Here is a 23112-nt window from a genome sequence, read left to right on the forward strand (position 1 = left end):
TGTGCGCCCCAGACGTGCGGCGGAAGCTGAGGCGCACGCTCCGGAGCGGAACGCGCCCCCCGCGCACCCGTCGTCCCCAACGCGCCTGCCGCGCCCGCCTGTTCCTGCGGGGTGACCTGGACGGCGGCCAGCACCCGGTCCCGCATCGCGGCCGGCGCCGGTGCCGCCGTCGACCAGGCGAGCCGTACGGCGTCCTCGGCGAGGTCACGGACCTCGGCGGCGCAGGACGCGCAGGACCTCAGGTGCTTCTCGAAGCGGCGGCGCTCGTCCCCGTCGAGGGCGTCGAGGGCGTAGGGGGCCGCCAGCGAGTGGAGGTCACCCCTCCCCAGCAGACGGTTCAGGACGCTCATACGGCAACACCTCCCAGGCAATTGCGCAGCCGCGTGAGCCCGTCGCGCATCCTCGTCTTCACCGTGCCCAGCGGCAGGGAGAGCCGCTCGGCCACCTCACGGTACGTGTAGCCGTCGTAGTACGCGAGAGTGACGGACTGCCGCTGGAGCGTCGTCAGCCGGCCGAGGCAGCGGCGCACCCACTCCCGCTCCATACCCGCCTCGACCTCCTCGGAGACCTGGTCGAAGGCGGGGTTGTGGGTGCGCAGGGCCTCGCGCTGCTCGCGCTCGCCCGCCGCGCGCACGCTGCGCACCCGGTCGACGGCGCGGCGGTGGGCGAGGGTGAGGATCCAGGACAGGGCGCTGCCGCGGGCGGGATCGAAGGTGGCGGCCGAGCGCCAGCACTCCAGCAGCACTTCCTGAGCCACCTCCTCCGACTGCGACGGATCGCGCAGCACGCGCCGTACGAGACCGAACACCGGACCGGAGACCAGACCGTACAACTGCTCGAAGGCCCGCTGGTCTCCTCGCGCCACGAGCACCAGCAGCTCGTCCGCCTCCATGCGGTTCCCCTCTCCCCGGCCGTGGCCGCAGCCGGGCCGTCCCGTCACACCAGGCACTCGCACGCGCACACACCTCCGGTGGAAGTACGGACGCGCGGGCCGAAAACGCGGGTTCGAACTCAAAATAAATTTTTTTCGGTTCGACCAATCCGAACAGGCCCTCCGCTCCGTATACCCGTCCGTCAAGCAAGTTGGGACCTCAGGACGGACGGCATGACGACACCTAACTTCCGGAGCGCCGCAGGGCGCAGGAGCATCGCGACCCTCATCTGTGGCGCGCTGGCCGCCGGCGGCCTCAGCGCCGCTTCCGTGGCCCTGCTGGAACCGGGGGTCGCCGCTGCTTCCAGCCACCGCGAAGCCCCGCTGATCTCCGGCACCCCGCAGTACGACAACACCGACGTGTACGCGTTCGTGAGCCCGGACCACCCGACGACCACGACCCTCATCGCGAACTGGATCCCGTTCGAGGATCCGGCCGGCGGCCCGAACTTCTTCACGTTCGCGGAGGACGCGCAGTACGACCTGAACATCGACAACGACGGTGACGCGCGCCCGGACCTGACGTTCCGTTACACGTTCAACACGCACGTCAAGAACAAGAAGACGTTCCTCTACAACACCGGCGCGGTCCAGAGCCTCAACGACGCGAACCTGAACGTCACGCAGACCTACAACCTGGAGCTGATCAAGCTCAAGAAGGGCAAGGTCCAGCAGACGACGAAGATCGCCAGCGACGTGCCCGTGGCGCCGTCGAACGTCGGCAAGGCGTCCATGCCGAACTACGCGAAGCTGCGCGACCAGGCGATCTACAAGCTCTCCAACGGCGCGAAGACCTTCGCCGGCCAGGCGGACGACCCGTTCTTCCTGGACCTGCGCGTGTTCGACCTGCTGTACGGCGGGAACCTCTCCGAGGTCGGCAACGACACCCTCAAGGGCTACAACGTCAACACCATCGCCCTCCAGGTGCCGAACGACATGATCCGTCAGGCGGCGCACCAGCCGATCGTCGGCATCTGGTCGACGACGCAGCGCAAGAACGCCCGCGGCAAGTTCGAGCAGGTCTCCCGGCTCGGGAACCCGCTGGTGAACGAGGTCGTCAACCCCATCAAGGACAAGGACAAGTTCAACGCGTCCGAGCCCAAGGACGACGGGCAGTTCCTGAAGAACGTCACCAACCCCGAGCTGCCCAAGCTCATCGAGGCGATCTACAAGATCAAGGCCCCGGCGGAGCCGCGCAACGACCTCGTCGACGTGTTCCTCAAGGGCGTCAAGGGGCTCAACCAGCCTCCGTACGTGACGCCTTCGGAGCAGCTGCGGCTCAACACCTCCATCAAGCCCGCCGCGAGCCCGAAGCGGCTCGGTGTGCTCGACGGGGACAACGCGGGCTTCCCGAACGGCCGTCGCCTCACGGACGACGTGATCGACGCCGCTCTCCAGGTCGTCGAAGGTGAACTCGTGGGCGCCAAGAACGACTTGGGCGACGCGGTCGACAAGAACGACAAGAACTTCGAGAAGTCCTTCCCGTACGTCGCGCTCCCGACCGAGGGGTCGCGCGGTCCCGTCGCCAAGGGGGTCAGCGGCGGCAACGACGTCCGCAGCCAGCTCGGCGACGCCCTTCAGCCGGCGGGTGCCTCGGGCAGCGAGAACAACAACACCCTGATCGCGGCCTCGGCCGGGGCCGGTGCGGCCGGGGTGCTGCTCATCGGCGGTGGCCTCATGTGGTTCCGGGGCCGGCGGCGGACGTACTGACGCCCACGCGATGACCGGGCCGGCCGGGGAGTCTCCTGCAACTCCCCGGCCCGCCCCACAGACCGGCGCGGCCCGGGTCCACCCAATCCCCCACGGACCGGGCCGCGCCGACCGCAGGAAGACCGAGAGCGACCGAGGAGAGGGCATGGCCCCGCGCACCGACAGCGGCGAACCGGACCGGACGGACTCCGGGCACACCCCGGAGTCCACCGACGAGCCGAAGGGGCAGCGGCCCGAGGGAAGTTCACCGCAGGCCGAAGCGGCACCGACACCCACGGCCACCCTGACGGAGGCCAACTCCTCGGCGCCCGACGACTCTTCGGGAGAGGGGGAGAAGAAGGGGACGACGGTGAGCGAGGGCATGGGGGGCAACTCCAAGGCTCAGCGGGTCGGTTCTGCGGGTGAGGCCGGGTCGGCGGACGGAGCCGGTACAGCGGACGAGAGCGGCTCGGCGGATGCCGCCACGGGCTCCGCACCCGCAACCACCCTGGCCTCAGCTTCGGCTTCGGCTTCGGTGGATCCCAACTCCGGTGCTTCCTCCGCCACTTCGGCTGACGAAACCCCCTCCGACGCCTCCACCCCCGACACCCCCGACCTCGACCCCCGAGTAGCCGCCGTCCGCCGTGCAGGCGCCGCGGGCCGCCGTTGGCGTTCCGTCCAACTCGGCGCCTGTGCCGCGATGTTGGCCGTGGCGCTGACCAGCGGGGCGATCGCGTTCGGGGCGCTGAAGGACGGCAGCGCGGCGCCGGTCGCGACCGCCTCGGCCGTCTCCCCCGGACTCCTCAACAGCGGGGACATCGACAGCGCGATCTCCGCACTGCAAGCCCATCTCCGCACCCAGCCCAGGGACTTCGGCAGCTGGGCCACCCTCGGACTCGCCTACGTGGAGCAGGCCCGCACGAAGGGCGACCCCTCCCGCTACCCCCAGGCGGAGAAGGCGTTCGCGAAGTCCCTCGAACTCTCCCCCGGCAACAGCCAGGCACTCACGGGACGCGCGGCCCTCGCCGCCGCCCGGCACGACTTCCCCGGCGCGCTGAAGTACGCGGACCAGGTCCTCAAGGACAACCCGTACAACGAGCGCGCCCTCTGCTCCCGCATCGACGCCCTGGTCGAACTCGGCCGCTACGACGAGGCGTTGACGGCAGCGGAGACGGCGGACACCCGCCGCCCCGGCATCCCGGTCTTCACCCGCTACGCGTACGTCCAGGAACTGCGCGGCGACGTCACCACCGCCCGCCGCGTCCTGGAGCAGGCCCTCGCGAGCGCCACGGCGAAGGGCGACATCGCGTACGTCGCCGCCCAGCTCGGCCAACTCGCCTGGAACCAGGGTGACTACGCGACCGCCCTCACCGACTACGCCCGCGCCCTCGCGGCCGACGAGAACTACCTTCCGGCGTTGGAGGGCCGCGCCAAGGCGCAGGCGGCGAGCGGTCAACGGGCCGAGGCCGTCAAGGGGTTGGAGGCGGTCGTCGCCCGCTACCCGCTGCCCGGCCCGCTGGTCGAACTCGGCGAGCTCTACGAGGCACGCGGCGCGGACGGCGACAAGATGAAGGCCGCCGACCAGTACGCCCTGGTCGACGCCTGGACGGCGCTGGCCCGCGCGAACGGCGTCAACGCCGACCTCGACACGGCCCTCGCGGCGGCCGACCACGGCGACAAGCGGGCGGCACTGCGGGCGGCGCAGGCGGAGTGGCAGCGCCGGGAGACCGTCCACACGGCGGACGCCCTCGCCTGGGCCCTGCACGTCAACGGCCGTGACGCGGAGGCACTTCCGTACGCGAAGCGGGCCACCGCGACCGGCTACCGCAACGCGTCCTTCCTTTACCACCAGGGCATGATCGAGAACGCGACCGGCGACCAGGACAACGCCCGCGCGCACCTCACCAAGGCCCTGGAACTCAACTCCGGCTTCTCCCCCCTGGGTGCCCGCATCGCGCGCGCCGCCCTCAAGTCGCTGGAGGCGAACCAGTGATCTCCCGTCGTGTGTTCGCCTCCAGTGCGGCCGTCCTGACGGCCGGGTGCGCGCTCGCGCTCCTTCCCACCGCCAACGCGAGCGCGCACCCACTCGGCAACTTCACCGTCAACCGGTACGACGGCCTCGTCGCCGCCCCCGGTCAGCTCCGGATCGCTCACGTCGAGGACCTCGCGGAGATCCCGGCGACCCAGGCGAAGCCGGCGATCGAGCGGGCGGGCGGGCTCACGCCGTGGGCCGAGCAGCGCTGCGAGACGGCCGCCGCCGAGAGCAAGCTCACCGTCAACGGCGGTGCCGTCACCCTGACTTCGGCGTCCGCGAAGGCCGTCGTCCGACCGGGTCAGGCGGGCCTGAACACCCTGCGCGTCGAGTGCGGGCTGACGGCGCCACTGCCGGAGAGCGAGTCGATCGCCCTCTCCTTCCACAGCGCGGGCACCTCGACGGGCCCCGGCTGGCGGGAGATCACGGCGCGCGGCGACCGGATGACGCTGACGGGGTCGGACGTCCCCGAGAAGTCGGTGTCGGACGAACTCACCAAGTACCCGCAGGAGTTGCTCTCCTCCCCGGCGGACACCACGGCCGCCGCCACGACGGTGGAGCCGGGCGGTCCGGCCCTCTCCGGGGACGAGCGCACCGCCCCCGGCGCCGCCATCCTGCCGCGTGGCGCGGACCGTTGGACGCAGGCCCTGGACGACATGGTCGGCCGCCAGCACCTGACGATCGGCTTCGCCGCCCTGTCGATCCTTCTCGCGATCTTCCTGGGCGCGATGCACGCGGTCGCGCCCGGCCACGGTAAGACCATCATGGCCGCGACCGCCGCCGCGCGGGGCGGCAAGGCCCGGATGAAGGACGTTCTCCCGCTCGCCGCGTCGGTGACGATCACCCACACGATCGGCGTCGTCGCCCTCGGCCTCCTCGTCACGGCCGGTTCCGCCGCCGCGCCCTCCGTCATCACCTGGCTGGGCCTGGCGAGCGGCGCACTCGTCGCGGTGGCGGGCGCGACTCTGTTCCGGCGCGCGTGGAAGAGCCGCGGGCACGAACACGGGCACGGACACGGGCACGGACACAGCCATGGGCACGGGCCTGGGCACAGCCACGATCATGACCACGACCACGGACACAGCCACACGCACGACCACTCCCCCAAGCCCACCCCCTCCCGCCAACTCGCCCTGGTGGGCGCCGACTCCACCCCCTCCGCCACCGTCACCCTCACCAAGTCCCCGGCGCACGACCACAGTCACGATCACGACACCCACCACCACGAGCACCACGACCACAGTCACGACCACTCCCCCCACACCCACACGCACACCCACAACGGCCACACCCACACCCACTCCATCGCCCCCACCCTCCGCGGCACGATCCTCCTCGGTCTGGCCGGCGGCATGGTCCCCAGCCCCTCCGCAGTCGTCGTCCTGGTCGGCGCCGCGGCTCTCGGCCAGGCGTGGTTCGGCCTGCTCCTCGTCATCGCGTACGGCATCGGCCTCGCCCTCACCCTCACTGCGGCGGGTTTCGCGGTCGTCCGGCTGGGCAGCCGGGTGAACCGGTTCCTCGACGAGGGCCCGCGCTGGACGTCCCGCCCGGTCATCGCCCTCGTCCGCCGCAACATGCCCCTGTGGTCGGCGCTGGTCGTCGTGGCCCTCGGGGTCGGACTGATGCTCAAGGGGGCGGCAACCGTACTGGGTTGAGCTAGTTTTGGGTGGTATTCGCGAGGGTGCGACGAGGGGGCTCGATGTCGGAGGAACCCGGTGGCGAGCGGCTGATCGCGGGCCGCTACCGACTGCTCACCCCGCTCGGCCAGGGCGGGATGGGCACAGTGTGGCGCGCGCGGGACGAGGTCCTGCACCGCGAGGTGGCCGTCAAGGAGGTACGGGCACCCGCCGGGCTGTCCGGACCCGAGGTCGAACGGATGTACGCGCGCCTGGAACGTGAGGCGTGGGCGGCGGCCCGGGTCGCGAACCGCAATGTCGTGACGGTGTACGACGTCGCCATGCAGGACGGCCGTCCGTGGATCGTGATGGAGCTGGTGCGCGGCATCTCGCTCGCCGAACTCCTGGACGCCGAGGGCCCGTTGCCGCCCGCGCGAGCCGCGTACGTCGGTGCCGAGGTGCTGTCCGCGCTGCGGGCGGCGCATGACGCGGGGGTGCTGCACCGGGATGTGAAACCGGCGAACGTCCTGCTGTCGAACGACGACCGCGTCGTCCTCACGGACTTCGGTATCGCGACCGTGGAGGGCAGTTCGGCCATCACGATGACCGGCGAGGTCATCGGCTCGCCCGAATTCCTGTCCCCCGAGCGGGCGTTGGGCCACACCCCGGGTCCCGAGTCGGACCTGTGGTCGCTGGGCGTCCTGTTGTACGCCACCGTCGAGGGCCACTCCCCGTTCCGGCAGGACACCCCGCTGAGCACGCTACGGGCCATCGTGGACGAGGAGTTGCCGCCCCCACGCCGGGCCGGCCCGCTCGCCCCGGTCATCGAGGGCCTCCTGCGCAAGGACCCCGGCGACCGGCTCACCGCCGAACTCGCCGAGCAGGACCTGAGGATCGTCGCCGCGGGCGGTACCGCGCGTACGGTGCCGTACACCCCGACGATCGTGCCGCCGCCTCCCCCTCCTCCGACCTACCAGCAGCCGTCCTACCAACACCAGCCCCCTACCGAGCCGTTGGTTCGCGACCAGCCGGAACCCTCGCAGAGCAACCGGCGTGCGACGGCCGTACTGATCGCGGGTGTACTGGTCGTCGCGCTGGCGATCGGCGGACTGACGTACGCACTGCTGAACAACCGCAGCGGCAATAAGGCCGGTGGCGATCAGCAGACCAACAGCCAGTCCCAGGGCGTCAGTTCGCCCCCGGCTGGCCGGAGCGAGAAGCCGTCGCCCACGCCCACGCCCGAGAAGTCGTCCTCGGCTCCGGCGCAGTCCGTCTCGGTGACCGTGACGGGCGAGGGCACGAAGTACGCGGGGACGTGTCCGCCGGACAAGTCCGACGCGCCCGCGTTCACCGCGACGTTCACGGTGGGCCGGGTGCCGGCGAGCGTGTCGTACCGGTGGGTGTCGAAGGACGGCGAGGCGGTCGACTCGGGCTGGCGGACACTGGAGTTCGCCGACGGAGGGGACCGCTCGAAGCAGGCCCGGGTGTTCCTGACGACGGGGCAGCGCAGCGGGACGTTCGAGAACGAGCTGTGGGTGGAGGTGCGGCGGCCCGTGAACGCGAAGTCCGACTCGGTGCCGTTCTCGGTGACGTGCGAGACGAAGACCCCGTCGGGCGGAACCTCGCCCTCACCGTCCCCCTCCGAGTCGTACTGAGCCCTGCTGACGGACCGAGCCGGCCTGATGATCCGTCAGCAGGTGTCGCCAGGTCAGTCGTTGGCGTTGAGCACCGGCAGATACCCGCCGGACTGCCCGGCCGCCGTCGGGTGGTACGACTCGCCGAGGTTCAGCAGTTCGAGGCTGTGCAGCCAGGGAGTGCCGTCGCAGATCTCGTGCCCGGCGAAGGTGGTGCGGACGTCCCCGAAGGTGAACCCGTGGTCGGCGGCACGCTTGGCGATCGCGGCGTCGATGTAGTCGGAGGCGCCGTTGAGCGCGCTGCGCTTGGCCTCGGAGAGGCCGACACAGCTCTGGCCGAGCTTGTAGAAGCGCGGGTAACCGAGCACGACCACATGGGCGTTGGGAGCTTTCGAGCTGATCGCGCTGTACACGCTGTCGAGCCGGCCGGGGAGGGTGGAGTCGACGAAGGACTTGGCGGTGTTGATGCGGTTCAGGCAGGTGCTGTCACTGCCGAGGACGCACGTCGTCATGACGTCGACGAAGCCGGCGTCGTTGCCGCCGATGCTGATCGTGACCAGCCCGGTCGAGGAGTTGAGCCCGCCGAGCTGGCTGGAGAGGACGTCGCTGGTGACGGCGCCCGAGCAGGCGGCGAAGGTGAACGAGGACGGCGAGTTGGCGGCGTTCCAGAGGTAGGGGTACGCCTTCGTGCTGCGCTTGCAGTCGCCGCTCGAACTGATGTAACTGCCCGAGCCGACGCCGGAGGAGTAGGAGTCGCCGAGGGCGACGTAGCCGCCTGTGGCGGCCTGGGCGGAGCCGGCACCGGCGGTGAGGGCACCGGTGAGCGCGAGGAGTGTCGCACTGACGAATACGGCGAATCGGGAACGTCTCATGGAACCTCCCTATAGCAGCATGTCTGCCACAACTGTCGTAGCAACTACGCGCGTTGACGGGAAGTGTTCATGCCAAGACTTTTTGACGCTCACCGAGACCGTTTTCTGCCGCTTTCTGCCCACTTTGTTTCATGCGCACACCAAGCCCCGCAATGCCCGTAGCTCCCGTAATACCCACACATCACAAGGGGCTTGTTTCAGGGAATTTCCCCGGGAACTTCGGGAACCGCGGACGGACGAGACGATGTGTAACGGTCAAACGAACAAAAAAGTGAATCACCAATCCAGGTCTTGCCATACAGGCCCATTCATCAATACCGTCGTACATCTCACTCGCATCGGACCGTCCGCAAGCGGCTCCAGGGGAGGGCTCAGGGACCGCGACGCAGCCCGGTGCGGGGCGCGGTAGGGGGGTGCCGAGCTCGGTGACCGAACAGGTGACCGGGCCGTGCCGCGCGGTCGGCCGCCGTCGATTTCCGGCGGCCGGTCAGCTTTGCCATCACCCGGGGCACCCGGGTCGGCGGACGTGACGCACTCACGTCGCGTGCGCCGAGCCCAGGCCGCTCCGGGCGACAAACCCCCCTTTCGAACCGGACTTTCAGCCGGGCCGCCCAGGGGCGGGCGGCCCGCCGGACGAGAGGGACCAAGAGTCATGAGTTCCGTTCTGCAACCGGCGAGCACGGCCGAGGACCGCCCAGCGGACCAGACCGCCGCCGCGTACCGCCCGATCTCCTCGCATCTGGCGATCACACCGCCGGTGAGCGTGGTGATCCCCGCCATGAACGAGGCGGAGAACCTTCCGTACGTCTTCAAGACCCTGCCCGACTGGATCCACGAAGTGGTCCTGGTCGACGGCAACTCCACCGACGCGACCGTCCGGGTCGCCCGCGAGCTGTGGCCCGGCGTCAAGGTCGTCGCGCAGCAGGGGCGCGGCAAGGGCGACGCCCTGATCACCGGGTTCGAGGCGTGCACCGGCGACATCGTCGTCATGGTCGACGCGGACGGCTCGGCCGACGGCAACGAGATCGTCTCCTATGTCTCCGCGCTGGTCTCCGGCGCCGACTTCGCCAAGGGCTCCCGCTTCGCCAACGGCGGCGGCACCGACGACATGACGTTCATCCGGTGGCTCGGCAACCGGGTGCTGTGCGCCGTCGTCAACCGCAAGTTCGGGGCCCGCTACACCGACCTCTGCTACGGCTACAACGCGTTCTGGCGGCACTGCCTCGACAAGATCGACCTCGACTGCACGGGCTTCGAGATCGAGACCCTGATCAACATCAGGGTCGTCAAGGCGGGGCTGAAGGTGCAGGAGATACCTAGCCACGAATACCTGCGCATCCACGGCGTCTCCAACCTGCGGGCCGTCCGGGACGGTCTACGGGTACTACGGGTCATCCTCAAGGAACGCTCCAACCGGCGCGCGCTGCGCAGCCGTGCGCGGCGCTCGCCGCTGCTGGAGGGGGCGGGGGAACTCGCCGGGGCCCGCGGCCTCGACTCGGCCCGGGGTGAGATCTCGTGACACCGCTCGACATCTCGGTGGTGATCTGCGTCTACACCGAGGACCGCTGGGACGACGTCCTCGCGGCGGTCGCCTCGGTGCGGGCGCAGAGCCATCCGGCCCGGGAGGTGCTGCTGGTCGTCGACCACAACCCGGTGCTCCTGGACCGGCTGGCTCTGGAGTACAAGGAGACCTCGGAGGTACGGGTCCTCCCCAACGCCGGGCCGCGCGGGCTGTCGGCCGGGCGCAACACCGGGATCGCCGCGTCGACCGGGGAGATCATCGCATTCCTCGACGACGACGCCGTGGCCGAGCGGGACTGGCTGCGCCGGTTCGCCGACCCGTACAGCGACCCCCGGGTGCTCGCCGTCGGCGGGCGCTGCGAGCCCGTGTGGTCGTCCGGACGGCGGCCCGACTGGTTCCCGGAAGAGTTCGACTGGGTGGTGGGCTGCTCCTACCGGGGGTTGCCGCCCGGCCGGATCCAGGTGCGCAACATCCTCGGCGGCAACGCCTCCTTCCGGCGCAGCGCGTTCGACATCGTCGGCGGGTTCGCCAGCGGGATCGGGCGGGACGGCGACAAGCGTCCGCTCGGCGGCGAGGAGACCGAACTGTGCATCCGGCTCGGCCGCGAGAGACCCGACGCGATCCTCCTGGTCGACGACAGAGCCGTCATCCACCACAAAGTCCCCTCGGCCCGCGAGCACTTCGCCTACTTCCGCACCCGCACCTACGCCGAGGGCCTCTCCAAGGCCCTCGTCGCCCGCAGCGTCGGCACCGGCAAGGGCCTGGAGTCCGAACGCCGGTACACGACACGGGTGTTGCCCGCCGGAGTCGCCCGCGGCCTGCGCGACGCCCTGCGCGCCCGCCCGGGAGGGGGACGCCGAGCGGGCGCGATCGTCGCCGGGGTCCTGACGGCCGCAGGCGGCTACGTCGTGGGGACGGTCCGGGCACGGCGCAACGGAACGACGTTCGCGGTGGTCCCCATCGACACGGCAACGGCGCTCGCGGGGGAGGCTGTTGGGTTGCCGGACGGCTCACGAGGCGGGGGTTCGGGGGGAGTTGTCGCGGAGAGGGCGGGCACGGAGGAGGCCGACCCGGAGAGGGCAGACACGGAGAGGGCGGGCACGGAGAGGGCGGGCACGGAGGAGGCCGACCCGGAGAGGACGGGCCCCGAGGAGGCTGGCCCGGAGAGGGCAGGCACGGAGGAGGCTGGCCCCGAGGAGGCCGAACCGGACAGGACAGGCCCCGAGAAGGCCGGACCCGAGGAGGCCGAACCGGAGAGGACAGGCACGGAGGAGGCCGGACCGGAGAGGACGGGCCCCGAGAAGGCCGGCTCCGGAGAGGCTGACCCTGACATGGCGGGTCCTGGGGAGGCCGGCTCCGAGAGGGCCGAACCTGAGCTGGCCGCCCCCGAGGGGAGCCGCTCCGAGAAGGCCGCCCCCGAGGAGGCCAGTTCCGGAAAGGCCGGTCCCCAGGAGCCAGGTTCCCCAAAGCCCGCCCCCGAGGGGGACCGCTCCGAGAAGGCTGACCCCGAGATGGCCCGCCCCGAGGAGGCCTCCAAAAAGGCCGGCCCCCTGGAGCCCGGTTCCGAAATGCCCGCCCCCAAGGAGAACGTCGCATGACCGGCGTCCGCGTGCCGATCCTGATGTACCACGCGGTCGCGGCCGAACCGAACGACGCGACAAGGGAGTTGTCGGTGTCGCCGGAGGCGTTCGCCGAGCAGATGGAGCTGATCGCGGAGAAGGGGCTGACCCCGCTCACCACGGCCGCGCTGGCGGCACACTGGCGAGCGGGCCACCCCCTACCACCGCGCCCGGTACTCATCACCTTCGACGACGGCTACGAGGGCGTGCACCGCCACGCCCTCCCGGTGCTGTCCCGACTCGGCTTCCCCGCAACGCTGTTCGTGTCGACCGGCTGGATCAGGGGCGCGTACGACACCGGCGGCGCCCTCGACACGATGCTCGACTGGGCCCAGATCCGTGAACTCGCCGACGAGGGCGTGGAGATCGGCGGCCACAGCCACTCCCACCCCCAGCTCGACCAGCTCGACGACCGGGCGCTGAACACCGAGTTGGCCCGCTGCCGGGACCTCGTCGCGGACGAACTCGGCGCCCTGCCGGTCTCGTTCGCCTACCCCTACGGCTACTCCAGCCGCCGGGTCCGCGAAGCCGTCCGCGCGAACGGCTTCGCCCAGGCCCTCGCCGTGGGCAACTCCCTCGCCCGGCGCACCCAGGGCCCGTACGCCCTGCACCGGGTGACGGTCCGCCGGCGTACCACGACCGCCGACTTCACCGGCCTCCTCGACGGCCGTGCCGTCACCCGCACCTTCGCCAAGGACCGCACCCTGACGAAGGGGTACGCCCTGCTCCGCCGGACCCGCCGGGCGGGGAGACGGGCGGCGGAGGCGCTGAGCTGAACGAAGCAGGGAGGTCGGGAAGCCGACAGGGCTACGGGTACGACTCCGCAGGACGGCCCCTCACCGTCGTACGGAGTCGTACCCGTAGTCCGTCCCCTACCCCTCAGGTCCCCCCTACTCCAGATGTACGCCCCGTGGCCGACACTCCACGCACCGCACGGAAACCGCGTGCGTACGGGGGTCCGGTGCCGGATCATGGCGGCATGTCTGCCCAGCCACCGCAAGACACCCTGCCGATCCGGGTCACCATCGACGACTCCGACTCACCGTCCGACGTCGTGGACGTACTGTTCCTCGGCCGGTTCGCGAAGGGTGAGCAGCCGTTCTCCCACGCGGTGAACATCAGCCAGGTCCGCGCGGGCGCGACGCTCCTCCCGCCGGGCGCGAAGGTCCTGCGCATCGCCCGTGACGACGACCGCAGCGCGACGCTGGCGGAGGGCGACGGCTGGACCCTGCTGATCTCCCGCTGGAACCGCGGCGCGGACGTCACGGTCACGGCGACCTCCGCCGAACTCGCCGAGAAGGTCCTCGGCGAGGCCACCGACGGCGCGGCGGACGAGCCCGAACCCCAGCCGGAGAACGTGACGATGGGGTTCTGGTACGTCTCCCCGCGCCGGGGACCACACCGCACGACCCGGCAGATCTCCGCGGGCACCTGGGAGGAGGTGCGCCCCAACTACACGGCCCCCGTCGCCGAGGCGATGGACAGCCTCATGGCGACCACCCCCGAGGACATCGCGGGCCGGCTCCTCCTCCTGCACGGGCCGCCCGGCACCGGCAAGACGTCCGCGCTGCGCACGCTGGCCCGCGCGTGGCGGGACTGGTGCCAGGTGGACTGCGTCCTCGACCCCGAGCGCCTCTTCAGCGACGTCGGCTACCTCATGGACATCGCGATCGGCGAGGACGACGCCGCGGGCAAGTCCCGCTGGCGGCTGCTCCTCCTGGAGGACTGCGACGAACTGATCCGCGGCGAGGCTAAACACACCGCCGGCCAGGCCCTCTCCCGCCTCCTCAACCTCACGGACGGCCTCCTCGGCCAGGGCCGCAACGTCCTGGTCGGCGTCACCACCAACGAGGACCTCGAACGCCTCCACCCCGCCGTCGTCCGCCCCGGCCGCTGCCTCGCCCGCATCGAAGTCGGCCCCCTGACCCGCCCCGAGGCGATCTCCTGGCTCGGCACGGAGGAAGGCATCAACCGCGAGGGCGCCACCTTGGCCGAGCTGTACGCCCTCCGCCGGGGAACCTCCCCGACAACCTTGCCGGAACCGAGGGGGACGGCGGAGGCGGGGCTGTACTTGTAGGGGACTACGGGGGAGGGCCTGTGGTCGTAGGGGTACCAGGGGGAGGGCCTGCACTCGTAGGGACCCTCTCTCGGGAGACGGGCCCAGGCCCGAATCCCGCGCCACTCCCACCACCCCTCCCGCTCACCCCGCCACACCACCCCTCCCACCACACCTCCCCGGCGGCGCCGCCCCCTCAGCCCCGCTCCCCGAACACCGCCCGCACCGCATCCCCCACAGCCCCCACCGCCTCCGCCTCCCCGAACCCCAACCGCCGCGCCCGCTCCGCATACGCCTGGGCCGCCGCGGCGAGTTCGCGTTCAGCGGCGGCGCCGGCCGCGGCGACGTACGTGCCGTTGCGCCCCCGCGTCTCGATCACCCCGTCGGACTCCAGCGCGCGATACGCCTTGGCGACGGTGTTGGCGGCGAGCCCGAGGGACTCGGCGAGGGCACGGACCGTGGGGAGCCGGTACCCGACGGGCAGCACCCCCGTCCGCGCCTGCTCGGAGATCTGCGTGCGTACCTGCTCGTAGGGCGCGACGCCCTCGCTGATGTCGATCGTCAAGGTCACCCCCCGATTCTTCCGCACCCGCGCTTCACCCCGCCGGGAGAACCCCCCGAAAAATAGGAGGCACCCGGCGCGAACCCCGCTCTAACCTGCGCCTATATGACCATCACCGTGCGAGATCTCCGCCTGGACGTACCCGCCGACCCCGAAGGCTTCTGCCGGGTCCGCGACGCCGCCCTCCCGTACATCCTGTTCACCCCCGCCTCCGTCGCCCACGACATCACCCACACCCACCCGGACGCCCACGCCCGCAAGCTGGTCGCCGAGCTGGACGGCGTGATCGTCGGAACGGCCCAGGTCGGCCTGGCACACGACGCCCCGGAGCCCGGCAAGGGCTACCTGAACGTGTACGTGGACCCGGCGTACGAGGGCCGCGGCGTGGGCACCGCACTGCGGAAGGCCGCAGAGGCACACCTGACGGACCTCGGCGCCACCCACCTCTACGCCTGGGTCCTCGACGAGCCCCGCAACCGCGCGTACGCGGAAGCCGCGGGCTACCGGGCCAGCCGCTCGGCCCACTTCCTGCGCCTGGACCTGACGACCGCCGCCCTCGCCCCGCTCGACCTCCCCGACGGCGTCGAACTGCGGACGGCCGCCGACTACGCCACCGATCCGCGCCCCCTGTTCCTCCTCGACGCCGAGGTGACGTCCGACGAACCGAGCGACGTGGGCGCCGAGTTCACGGACTACGAGGCATGGCTGGCGGAGAACTGGCACCACCCCCACCTCGACCGGGACCTCACCGTCGTCGCCGTCGTGGACGGCAGTCCCGTCGCGCTGAGCGTCACCCACACGGACGGCTCCGGCCGGTACCAGACCGCCATGACCGGCACGGCCCGCGCCCACCGCGGCAAGGGCCTCGCGAAGCTCGCCAAGAACGCCTCGCTGCACCGCGCCCGCGCGGCCGGCTGCACGGTCGCCCTCACCGGCAACGACACGGACAACGGCCCGATGCTGGCGATCAACAAGCACTTCGGGTACGAGATCTGCGGAACGGAGGTGCGCCATGTCCGCGACTTCGCCTGACGGCACCTCGTTCGACGACACCGAACTGACCGTCGTCCTCGTCAAGGCGGGCCGGACGAAGATCCGCTACCCCGCCGCGCTCCTCGCCGACGACAGCACCCGCATCACCGTCCGCGCGCCCTGGGCCGGGACCGGCACCCGTGACTTCGGGTTCGTCCGCTTCGAGCCCGGTGACGTCTTCACCGAGCACTACTGGCGTGACCGCTGGTACGCGATCAAGGAGGTCCGCGCCGCCGACGGCACCCTCAAGGGCTGGTACTGCGACATCACCCGCCCCGCCGTCCGCACCGGCACCGACCTGACCGTGGAGGACCTCGACCTCGACCTGTGGCGCAGCGCCGACGGCACGGCCGTCCTCCGCCTCGACGAGGACGAGTTCGAGGCGAGCGGCCTGCGGCAGCGAGACCCCGAGGCGGCGAAGGCGGCCACCCACGCGCTGGACGAGCTGGAGGAGCTGGCGAGAACGGAGGGCGGGCTGGAGGGCCTGCTGGCGTAACGGGAGCGACGGGGTTACGGGGACGGCGAGGGTGAGGGCAGCCGACGAACGCGCCGAGCCGTCACCCTGCCGCACCCGACCAGCACCCCACCGCACCCACACCCGCACCCACCCCACTCCGCCACCCCACAGCCCCTCACACCCCAACCACCACCACATACCGCACATCACCCACAGCACCACCCCACAACCGCTCGTCCCCGTCCAGCCGCTCCACCCGCGCACTCCCCCCACCCCCCTCCACCAGCTCCACCACCCGCTCCGCCGCGATCCCCGCCGGCGTGACCACCCCCCACACGCCCTCGACCAGCACCATCCGCCCGCCGGACCGCAGCAGTCCCCGCCAGTTCCGCAGGGCCCGCGCGGGATCGGGAAGCGCCCACAGGACATGCCGGACGAGGACGACGTCGAACCGCGCCTCCCCCACCGGAGGTTCCTGCGCGTCGCCGAGCAGGAACCCGGCGTCGTACCCGGCGAGCTTGGCGCGGGCGAGGCCGAGCATGGCCGGGGAGGCGTCGACCCCGGTGACGCGGTGGCCCCGCTCGGCGGCGAGGAGGGACAGGCTGCCGGTGCCGCAGCCGAGGTCGAGGACGTCGGACGGCGCGGACGGCAGCCACTCGGCCATCCGCTCGCCCCAGGCTCTCCGCACGGCGGGATCCCGCAGGCCGTGGTCCGCCTCCTCGTCGAAGGACCCCGCCGCGAGGTCCCAGTCGATCCCGCCCGCCACCGCACCGCCCCGTCGTTCGCTCATGCCCCCAGAGTGACACCCGCCACTGACAATCGGCCGCCGATGGGTCACCCTCCCCCAAAGGGCCCGCCCCGTGCACCACGGACCCAGGCGGCCCCTGAAGGAGGCCCCATGCGCCGTACGACCTTGCAGAAGCCCCTGAAGAAACAGTCCCCGCGCTCCCGCGAGACTCCCGAGCCCACCCCCGCCACGCGCCCCGAGATCCGCAAGGACATCGCCCGCACGTGGTGGCCGCAGACCTGACTCACCCGAGGCGCTTGCGGTAGTGCAGCCGGTCGTAGACCCCGTCCACGCGCCGCTCGACGACCTCGTACCCGTACTTCGGGTAGATCTCCTGGTTCTCCCACATCATCGCGTTGGTGTAGAGCCGGACCTCACCGAGCCCCAGCGCCCGCGCGCGTGCGTCCACGAACCGCAGCAGCCGTCCGCCGAGGCCCTGCCCGTGTGCGTCGGGATGTACGGCGATGCTGTCGAGGAACAGATGGTCCCCGTACGCCTGGAGTACGACGACCCCTAGTACCGGCTCCCCGGCGACGAACACCCGCCCGGCCGCCACGTCCGCCGCGTGGTCGGCCTCCATCGGCTGAGGGACGACCCCGATACGTGCGATGTACGGGTGGTACGCGGCGTCCGTCACCGCGCGCACGGCCGGTACGTCGGCGGCGACGGCCGCTCTGATCTCGCTGTACGTCATACCGAGGACGGTACGAGACACCTGGTCCCGTACCACCCCCGGAGATCCCCTGAGGGGCGGCTCAGCTGAAGACCGACGCGCAGGTCGTCGGCCTGGCCCGGGACGGGTCCAGCGCGTTGGCGACCTCGTGGAACGCGATGCGGTCGGTGAGGCCGATGAGGGCGTGCTCGGAGAGGTCGAGGGGGCAGAGGTCCTGGATGAGGACGTTCTTGACGTTGTCGCCGGTCAGGAACTGGGACCGGTAGGGGGTGACGACCTCGTCGTACTTCGTGGCGAGGACGGTGTACCGGACGCCGGGGACCGTGTCACCGCCGGCGTTGAGCTTCGTGAGGAAATCGGAGCCGGTGATCTGCTGGGCGAGTGCGGGGGTGTTGAGGCTGAGCCACTCGCGGGCGCCGGGGAAGTAGGGGAGGAGGTTGGTGAGTCCGCTGAGGTTCGTCCCCCGGTTGCTGGGGGAGATCGCGACGAGCTGGTCCACCTTCGCCGCGCCGCCGAGGAACTTGAGGTAGTAGCGGGGCATCATCCCGCCCTGGGAGTGTCCGACGAGGTCGACCTTCGTGGCGCCGGTCGCGGCGAGCACCTTGTCGACGTACGCCGAGAGCTGCTCGGCCGACTTGTCGATCGGGCCGAGCCCGTAGATCAGCGGTACGCCCGCCAACTGGCCGTAGTCCAGGGCGAAGACGCAGTAGCCGCGGGTTTCGAGGTAGGGGGCGAGGCCGAGCCAGTTGTCCTTCGAGTTGGCGAAGGTGCCGTGGACGAGGACGATCGGGCGGGGGTGTGCGGCCGACGGCTTGCACGAGTAATCATTCCACCCGCTGCTGACCCGGGCCGAGGGCTCCGCCGTCGCGGCGGAGGCGGGAACGCTGACGGCGGCAGCCGCCAGCAGCAGGGCCGTCAGGGGTCTGAAAAGGCGTCTCCAGTGCAGCATCGAGCGATCTCCTTGCGGCTCAAGGGGGGAGGTGCAACGGCACTAAGCCCTGTGATCCGGATCACGAGGATGCTGTTCACTGTTCAAGTTACGAGCGAGTAGCCGACCTGGGAAGTTACGCGCAGGTAAAAAATCAGGGCATCACCCGTTCACCACGCGCCCCTCTGATACCGCGTCACCAAACCGGCCGAATAGCCCCACCCGGCGCGACCCGCCCCAACCCTTCCCGCAACACCCTCAACTCCCCCTCCCCCAAAACCACTTCCCACTCCCGCACCACCTCCGCGGCCACCTCCTCCGCCGCCCGCGCACACTCCCACCCCAGCCCGCTCAACACCACCACCCGCACCCGCGCGTCCCCCGCCACCCCCCGCCGCTCCACATACCCCTTCCGCACCAACTCCTCGACCATCTGACTCGCCGCCTGCTTGGTCACCCCCAGATGCACCGCCAACTCCCCCACACTCGCCCCATCAGCCGCAAGCCGGGCAAACGCAAACCCATGAGCGGGCCGCAACCCCTCGGGCGACCACCCTCATCACCTCAACTCCCCTGCCCAGACAACCCGTTCACCAAAAAGGAGCCCACATGCCCGTCACCCGCGCAGCCGACGCCATCACCCACGAACTCCACGGCGCCCGCTTCGTCTCCCACGCCTCCCCCCGCACCGGCAGCACCCAACTCGCCGCCTGGCGAGCCGACATCCCGCCCCGCACCCAGGCCCCCGCTCACACGGTCTCCCACGAGGAGATCTTCCACCTCCTCACCGGCACCCTCCTGATCACCCTCGACGACGAACCCTTCCCCCTCACCGCCGGCGACACCCTGATCGTCAACCCCGGCTCCACGCTCTCCGTCCAGAACCCCACCGACGACACGGCCCAGGCCTGGGTCACCACGTCGATCGGCCTCACAGCCCGCCTAGCCGACGGCACCCGCATCACGCCCCCGTGGTCCAACTAACCCCGCTCCAGCACCACTTCACTCCGCACCAACTCCAGCAACCGCCCCACCCAGTTCCGCCCGCCCGACCCCCCTTCGTCCCGCCAGTACGGCGAGTCCGAGTACCCGGTGCACCGAAGGACCGAGCCCCCCGTCCCCACCAACACCTGGGCCATCTCGGGGTGTTGCCCGAACTTGGCCCGCAACAGCCCGGCCATCACGGCGAGTCGTACGCCGTCCCAGTCCGGTCGCCGCTTCGCCAGAGCGGCCGACTTTCGCGCGGTAAGCACGTCGGGGGCGGTGCGGATGGAGGTGCGGTCGGCGGGGTCGGCCGCGGAGAGGGCCCAGTAGCCGTGGGAGACGGTCGGGTAGACGACGCCTCCGTAGGAAACCGGTGCGGGATAGTCGTTGCGCAGCATGAAGACACCTGGTCCGGCGGGCCACCCTCGCGGATACACGGTCTCGGACACCTCGACCGGCGGCCCCGCACCCACCACGGGATCGTCCGCGTACACCACAGGCTCCCGCTCGGCGGCGACCCCCTCCCGCAGATACGCCACCGCCCCCTCCCGCATCGCCGCCGTCACCACGAACTCGTCGACCAGTTCCCCCACTTGAGCAAGGAGGATCCGCAACGGCCGGTCCAGCCGGTCCATATCACCCAGGCAGTAGATCCGCAGATGGGCGGGAATACGGAGATACGCCTCCCGAAGCACCGCGAGAGCACGGTCGTCCGGCGTCTCACAGAACCGCCGGATCGCCTCCGAACACCGCCGGCGAGCGGTCGGCCGGCCGGCCAACTCCTCCACCACATCAGCGACTTCCAGCAGAAAGCTCTCCACGGTACGCGGCTCGCCCCACCGCCAGGCCCGCCCGGCCGGCGGCGTACGGACCGGTGCCCCGGGCTCGGTGAGGACGACCCTCCAGTCCCCCAACCACCGCTCCAGCGCGGCGAGATCGGCGTACTCCCCGCAGTGGACGACCCCGTCGGCGTACACACTCAGATCGTCGACGAAGTGCGCCCCGCGCACCTCACCCCACCGCCACACATGGCACCAGGCCCCCGGAACCCGCACCCCGTCCACTGTCCGGTACGTCGACCACCGCCACGCCATGACGGCACTCTACGACGGCCGCTGCGGCGGCGACGGCGGCGACGGCGGTCCTCCCTGGGCCCGTTCGAGGAAGCGCAGCAGCTCCACCGGGAACGGCAGGACGAGGGTCGAGTTCTTCTCGGCGGCGACGGCGACGACCGTCTGGAGGAGGCGGAGCTGGAGGGCCGCCGGGGTGTCGGCCATCTCCTTGGCGGCCTCGGCGAGTTTCTTGGACGCCTGGAGCTCGGCGTCCGCGTTGATGACCCGGGCCCGGCGTTCCCGGTCGGCCTCGGCCTGGCGGGCCATGGACCGCTTCATGGTCTCCGGCAGGGACACGTCCTTGATCTCGACCCGGTCGATGGTCACACCCCACTCGACGGCAGGGCTGTCGATCATCAACTCCAGCCCCTGGTTGAGCTTTTCCCGGTTGGACAGCAGATCGTCCAGCTCACTCTTGCCGATGATGGACCGCAGCGACGTCTGCGCCATCTGCGACACCGCGAACCGGTAGTCCTCGACCCGGACGACAGCCTCGGCGGGAGCGGTCACCTTGAAGTAGACGACCGCGTCGACCCGCACGGTCACGTTGTCCCGGGTGATCCCCTCCTGTCCGGGCACCGGCATCGTGACGATCTGCATGTTGACCTTACGCAGCTTGTCGACACCGGGAATGATCATCGTCAGACCGGGTTCGCGCACCTCCGGCCGCAGCTTCCCCAGCCGGAACACCACACCTCGCTCGTACTGTTTGACGACGCGCGCGGCAGCCGCCGCGTACACCGCCCCGGCGCTCAGGAGCCCCGCTCCCGCCACCACCAGTTCCTCGACCACGACGGCCACCGCCCTCCGTGCGTCAGACGTGCGTCCAGGGGCTCCTTCGACGGTAACCCGCCCCACGTACAAGGGGGAGCCCCCGCACGCCGGTTGCGTACGAGGGCTCGGCGTCAGAACTGACAGATGATCAGAACACGCTCACACCGTACGCGTTGAGCGCCTCCACCACCGGCTGGAAGAACGTCGTCCCGCCGGAGCTGCAATTCCCGCTGCCACCGGAGGTCAACCCGTAGGCGATGCCGCTCGTCGAGTACAGCGGCCCGCCCGAATCGCCGCCCTCAGCACAGACGTTGGTCTGGATCATGCCGTAGACGACGTCCCCGCCACCGTAGTTGACGGTCGCATTCAGAGCCGTCACCCGCCCGCTGTGGATACCGGTGGTCGAGCCGTCACGGTAGACGGTGGTGCCGACGCTCGGCGTACCCGCGCTGGTGATGTCCGTGTTTCCCGCGGTACCGGACTTGCTCACCGAGCTGTTGGTGTACCGGACCAGCGCGTAGTCGTTGGTCGGGAAGCTGTAGCTCACGTTCGAGCCGAGCACGGACGACTGACCGGAGTTGGAGTACCAGGTCGACGCGACCTCACCGCAGTGACCGGCGGTGAGGAAGTAGTACGTGCTGCCGCTGACGACGTTGAAGCCGAGCGAACAGCGGTATCCGCCACCGTAGATGGCGTCGCCACCGGCGATGAGCTTGTTGAACTTGCCGGGCGTGTGCTTGATCGTCAGGGCGCCGGCCTTGCCGCCCGCGTCCTTCTTGATCCGCGCGATCTCCGCGGCGGAGACCGTGCTGTCGACGGTGACGACCACGCGGTTCGTCTTCGCGTCGACGGCCCAGGCGGTGCCGGGGACGTCGGACTTCAGCACCGAGGTGCTGACGCCGCTCAGGTCGGAGGCGCTGAACGTGTGCGCGGCGGCGGCGTTCGCGGTGGGGGCGGCGAAGCCGACGGCGGCGACGAACCCGGCCGCGAGGGCGACCGTGCGAGTGCGTCTCTTGCGGGCGGTGAAGGTGGTGCGCTTGTTCCTCACTTTTCGTTCCCTCCCGGGAATCAGGGGCCCGCGTGGGGTCGGGGCCCGTGAGGCGCAGCCAGAGCCATGATCCGCTCGTGAAATCAGGGATGCATGCCCCTGACAAGCGCTGAGGAAGGAGTATTCGGCCGAACAGACGGTCGACGCAAGGGCGCGCTGGAGCGCCCACGCGGCGCAAGGGCACGAACAGGCCGCGCCCCCGAGCGCGAACTGCGCGCAATGAGCTGTTTCAGGCCAACTCCCCTTCCTGTACGACGATCAGGGCACCGCGAAGGTTCCCTCACCCCATGAACCGCCTGCTGAGGCACGCCCCCGCCACCGCACTCCGGCAGCCCCTGCCGCCCGGGACCCACAGGTCACCTCACCCCCGTCGGGGATGGCCGAAACCAGCCCGGCCGACGGCCGCTCGGCCCCTCTCCCCCGGACTCACGGCACCTGGTCGTGCCGCCCCAGACCCAAGTGCTCCCGCAAAGTCGCCCCCGGGTAGAACGTCCGGAACAGCCCCCGGTGCTGCAACAGCGCGACGGTCCCGTTGACCAACCGCTCCAGATCCCGCCGAGGCTCCACCGGCGTCAGGTGGAACCCGTCGACGGCCCCCTCCCGGTGCCACCCGGCGATCAGCTCGGCGAGGTCCACGGGCCCGCCCCGGTACAACGGCCCCAGCGCGCTCGTCCGCGGCCCGCCCCCGCCGTGCCCTGGTGCGGCGGCCCACTCCCCCTCCCCGAGGTCGATCACCAGCGCCGCCAGCACCCGCAGGGAGTCCGGGTCCCGCCCCGACTCCCCG

Annotated in this window: 21 protein-coding genes and 3 pseudogenes; 12 read left to right on the forward strand and 12 right to left on the reverse strand. The window is 70.9% G+C overall.

Features of this window, described 5'->3' with window-relative positions; genetic code table 11:
- Both ACVNF4_RS15405 and ACVNF4_RS15410 read right to left on the reverse strand, forming a co-directional pair.
- Window positions 1-350: RskA family anti-sigma factor (locus ACVNF4_RS15405; protein WP_461803367.1), on the reverse strand; the 350-nt coding region annotated here is incomplete at its 3' end.
- Entirely contained in the window at window positions 347-892 is a 546-nt protein-coding gene (locus ACVNF4_RS15410; RefSeq protein WP_461803368.1) for a sigma-70 family RNA polymerase sigma factor, read from the reverse strand. The genes ACVNF4_RS15405 and ACVNF4_RS15410, both read right to left, overlap by 4 nt.
- 213 nt (window positions 893-1105) lie before the next feature.
- On the opposite strand from ACVNF4_RS15410, the gene ACVNF4_RS15415 reads away from it, so the two are divergent.
- From ACVNF4_RS15415 to ACVNF4_RS15430, 4 genes are all read left to right on the forward strand, one after another.
- Window positions 1106-2641 carry a DUF4331 domain-containing protein gene (locus ACVNF4_RS15415; protein ID WP_461803369.1) on the forward strand — a complete coding sequence of 512 codons (1536 nt, stop codon included), beginning with the start codon at window positions 1106-1108 and terminating at the stop codon, window positions 2639-2641.
- Between the two features lie 145 nt (window positions 2642-2786).
- Window positions 2787-4613, forward strand: a complete 1827-nt coding sequence (locus ACVNF4_RS15420; RefSeq protein WP_461803370.1) for a tetratricopeptide repeat protein — start codon at window positions 2787-2789, stop codon at window positions 4611-4613.
- On the forward strand, window positions 4610-6307 hold the full coding sequence (locus ACVNF4_RS15425) for a nickel transporter (protein WP_461803371.1): 1698 nt from the start codon (window positions 4610-4612) through the stop codon (window positions 6305-6307). The genes ACVNF4_RS15420 and ACVNF4_RS15425 overlap by 4 nt, the downstream gene beginning before the upstream one ends.
- A gap of 44 nt (window positions 6308-6351) precedes the next feature.
- Window positions 6352-7923, forward strand: coding sequence for a serine/threonine-protein kinase (locus tag ACVNF4_RS15430; RefSeq protein WP_461803372.1), 1572 nt, complete (start codon window positions 6352-6354; stop codon window positions 7921-7923).
- Window positions 7924-7976: 53 nt separating this feature from the next.
- Here ACVNF4_RS15430 and ACVNF4_RS15435 read toward each other — a convergent pair whose 3' ends face one another.
- Window positions 7977-8774: an SGNH/GDSL hydrolase family protein gene (locus ACVNF4_RS15435; protein WP_461803373.1), complete on the reverse strand. Its 798-nt coding sequence runs from the start codon at window positions 8772-8774 to the stop codon at window positions 7977-7979.
- Between the two features lie 652 nt (window positions 8775-9426).
- Between ACVNF4_RS15435 and ACVNF4_RS15440 the strand changes: the two genes are divergently transcribed.
- From ACVNF4_RS15440 to ACVNF4_RS15455, 4 genes and pseudogenes are all read left to right on the forward strand, one after another.
- Entirely contained in the window at window positions 9427-10293 is an 867-nt protein-coding gene (locus ACVNF4_RS15440) for a glycosyltransferase family 2 protein (protein WP_461803374.1), read from the forward strand.
- Window positions 10290-11261: pseudogene (locus tag ACVNF4_RS15445) on the forward strand (glycosyltransferase family 2 protein); the annotation flags it as partial. The gene ACVNF4_RS15440 and the pseudogene ACVNF4_RS15445, both read left to right, overlap by 4 nt.
- 629 nt (window positions 11262-11890) lie before the next feature.
- Complete coding sequence (locus ACVNF4_RS15450) at window positions 11891-12691, forward strand: polysaccharide deacetylase family protein (protein ID WP_461803375.1); 801 nt, start codon at window positions 11891-11893, stop codon at window positions 12689-12691.
- A 203-nt stretch (window positions 12692-12894) separates the two neighbouring features.
- On the forward strand, window positions 12895-13992 hold the full coding sequence (locus ACVNF4_RS15455) for a DUF5925 domain-containing protein (protein WP_461803376.1): 1098 nt from the start codon (window positions 12895-12897) through the stop codon (window positions 13990-13992).
- 175 nt (window positions 13993-14167) lie between these two features.
- Here ACVNF4_RS15455 and ACVNF4_RS15460 read toward each other — a convergent pair whose 3' ends face one another.
- Window positions 14168-14542, reverse strand: a complete 375-nt coding sequence (locus tag ACVNF4_RS15460; protein WP_461803377.1) for a GntR family transcriptional regulator — start codon at window positions 14540-14542, stop codon at window positions 14168-14170.
- A gap of 96 nt (window positions 14543-14638) precedes the next feature.
- Here ACVNF4_RS15460 and ACVNF4_RS15465 point away from each other — a divergent pair, with 96 nt between their 5' ends.
- Both ACVNF4_RS15465 and ACVNF4_RS15470 read left to right on the forward strand, forming a co-directional pair.
- Window positions 14639-15565 carry a GNAT family N-acetyltransferase gene (locus ACVNF4_RS15465; RefSeq protein WP_461803378.1) on the forward strand — a complete coding sequence of 309 codons (927 nt, stop codon included), beginning with the start codon at window positions 14639-14641 and terminating at the stop codon, window positions 15563-15565.
- Complete coding sequence (locus ACVNF4_RS15470) at window positions 15546-16061, forward strand: ribonuclease FAU-1 family protein (RefSeq protein WP_461803379.1); 516 nt, start codon at window positions 15546-15548, stop codon at window positions 16059-16061. Before ACVNF4_RS15465 ends, ACVNF4_RS15470 begins: the two co-directional genes overlap by 20 nt.
- A gap of 136 nt (window positions 16062-16197) precedes the next feature.
- On the opposite strand, the gene ACVNF4_RS15475 is transcribed toward ACVNF4_RS15470, so the two are convergent.
- Window positions 16198-16812 (reverse strand): class I SAM-dependent methyltransferase, encoded by a 615-nt coding sequence (locus tag ACVNF4_RS15475; protein ID WP_461803380.1) that lies wholly within the window; start codon window positions 16810-16812, stop codon window positions 16198-16200.
- Between the two features lie 108 nt (window positions 16813-16920).
- On the opposite strand from ACVNF4_RS15475, the gene ACVNF4_RS15480 reads away from it, so the two are divergent.
- Window positions 16921-17052: a hypothetical protein gene (locus ACVNF4_RS15480; RefSeq protein ID WP_461803381.1), complete on the forward strand. Its 132-nt coding sequence runs from the start codon at window positions 16921-16923 to the stop codon at window positions 17050-17052.
- 1 nt (window position 17053) lies between these two features.
- On the opposite strand, the gene ACVNF4_RS15485 is transcribed toward ACVNF4_RS15480, so the two are convergent.
- The 3 genes and pseudogenes from ACVNF4_RS15485 to ACVNF4_RS15495 form a co-directional block, all read right to left on the reverse strand.
- Window positions 17054-17503, reverse strand: a complete 450-nt coding sequence (locus ACVNF4_RS15485) for a GNAT family N-acetyltransferase (protein ID WP_461803382.1) — start codon at window positions 17501-17503, stop codon at window positions 17054-17056.
- 61 nt (window positions 17504-17564) lie between these two features.
- Window positions 17565-18431: an esterase/lipase family protein gene (locus tag ACVNF4_RS15490; RefSeq protein WP_461803383.1), complete on the reverse strand. Its 867-nt coding sequence runs from the start codon at window positions 18429-18431 to the stop codon at window positions 17565-17567.
- A gap of 175 nt (window positions 18432-18606) precedes the next feature.
- Window positions 18607-18954: pseudogene (locus tag ACVNF4_RS15495) on the reverse strand (MarR family winged helix-turn-helix transcriptional regulator); the annotation flags it as partial.
- 65 nt (window positions 18955-19019) lie between these two features.
- Between ACVNF4_RS15495 and ACVNF4_RS15500 the strand changes: the two are divergent.
- A complete protein-coding gene (locus ACVNF4_RS15500; protein ID WP_461803384.1) occupies window positions 19020-19394 on the forward strand; it encodes a cupin domain-containing protein in 375 nt (124 codons plus the stop codon).
- Here the strand turns inward: ACVNF4_RS15500 and ACVNF4_RS15505 are convergent.
- The 4 genes and pseudogenes from ACVNF4_RS15505 to ACVNF4_RS15520 form a co-directional block, all read right to left on the reverse strand.
- Window positions 19391-20488, reverse strand: a complete 1098-nt coding sequence (locus tag ACVNF4_RS15505) for an NADAR family protein (protein WP_461803385.1) — start codon at window positions 20486-20488, stop codon at window positions 19391-19393. The two genes, ACVNF4_RS15500 and ACVNF4_RS15505, sit on opposite strands and share 4 nt — an antisense overlap.
- Before the next feature lie 9 nt (window positions 20489-20497).
- The gene (locus ACVNF4_RS15510; protein ID WP_461803387.1) at window positions 20498-21298 is read right to left on the reverse strand and encodes a slipin family protein; all 801 of its coding nucleotides are present in this window, start codon (window positions 21296-21298) and stop codon (window positions 20498-20500) included.
- A 130-nt stretch (window positions 21299-21428) separates the two neighbouring features.
- Complete coding sequence (locus tag ACVNF4_RS15515) at window positions 21429-22328, reverse strand: S1 family peptidase (protein ID WP_461803386.1); 900 nt, start codon at window positions 22326-22328, stop codon at window positions 21429-21431.
- A 426-nt stretch (window positions 22329-22754) separates the two neighbouring features.
- Window positions 22755-23112: pseudogene (locus ACVNF4_RS15520) on the reverse strand (LLM class flavin-dependent oxidoreductase); the annotation flags it as partial.

The sequence above is a fragment of the Streptomyces sp. S6 genome (assembly GCF_054880855.1).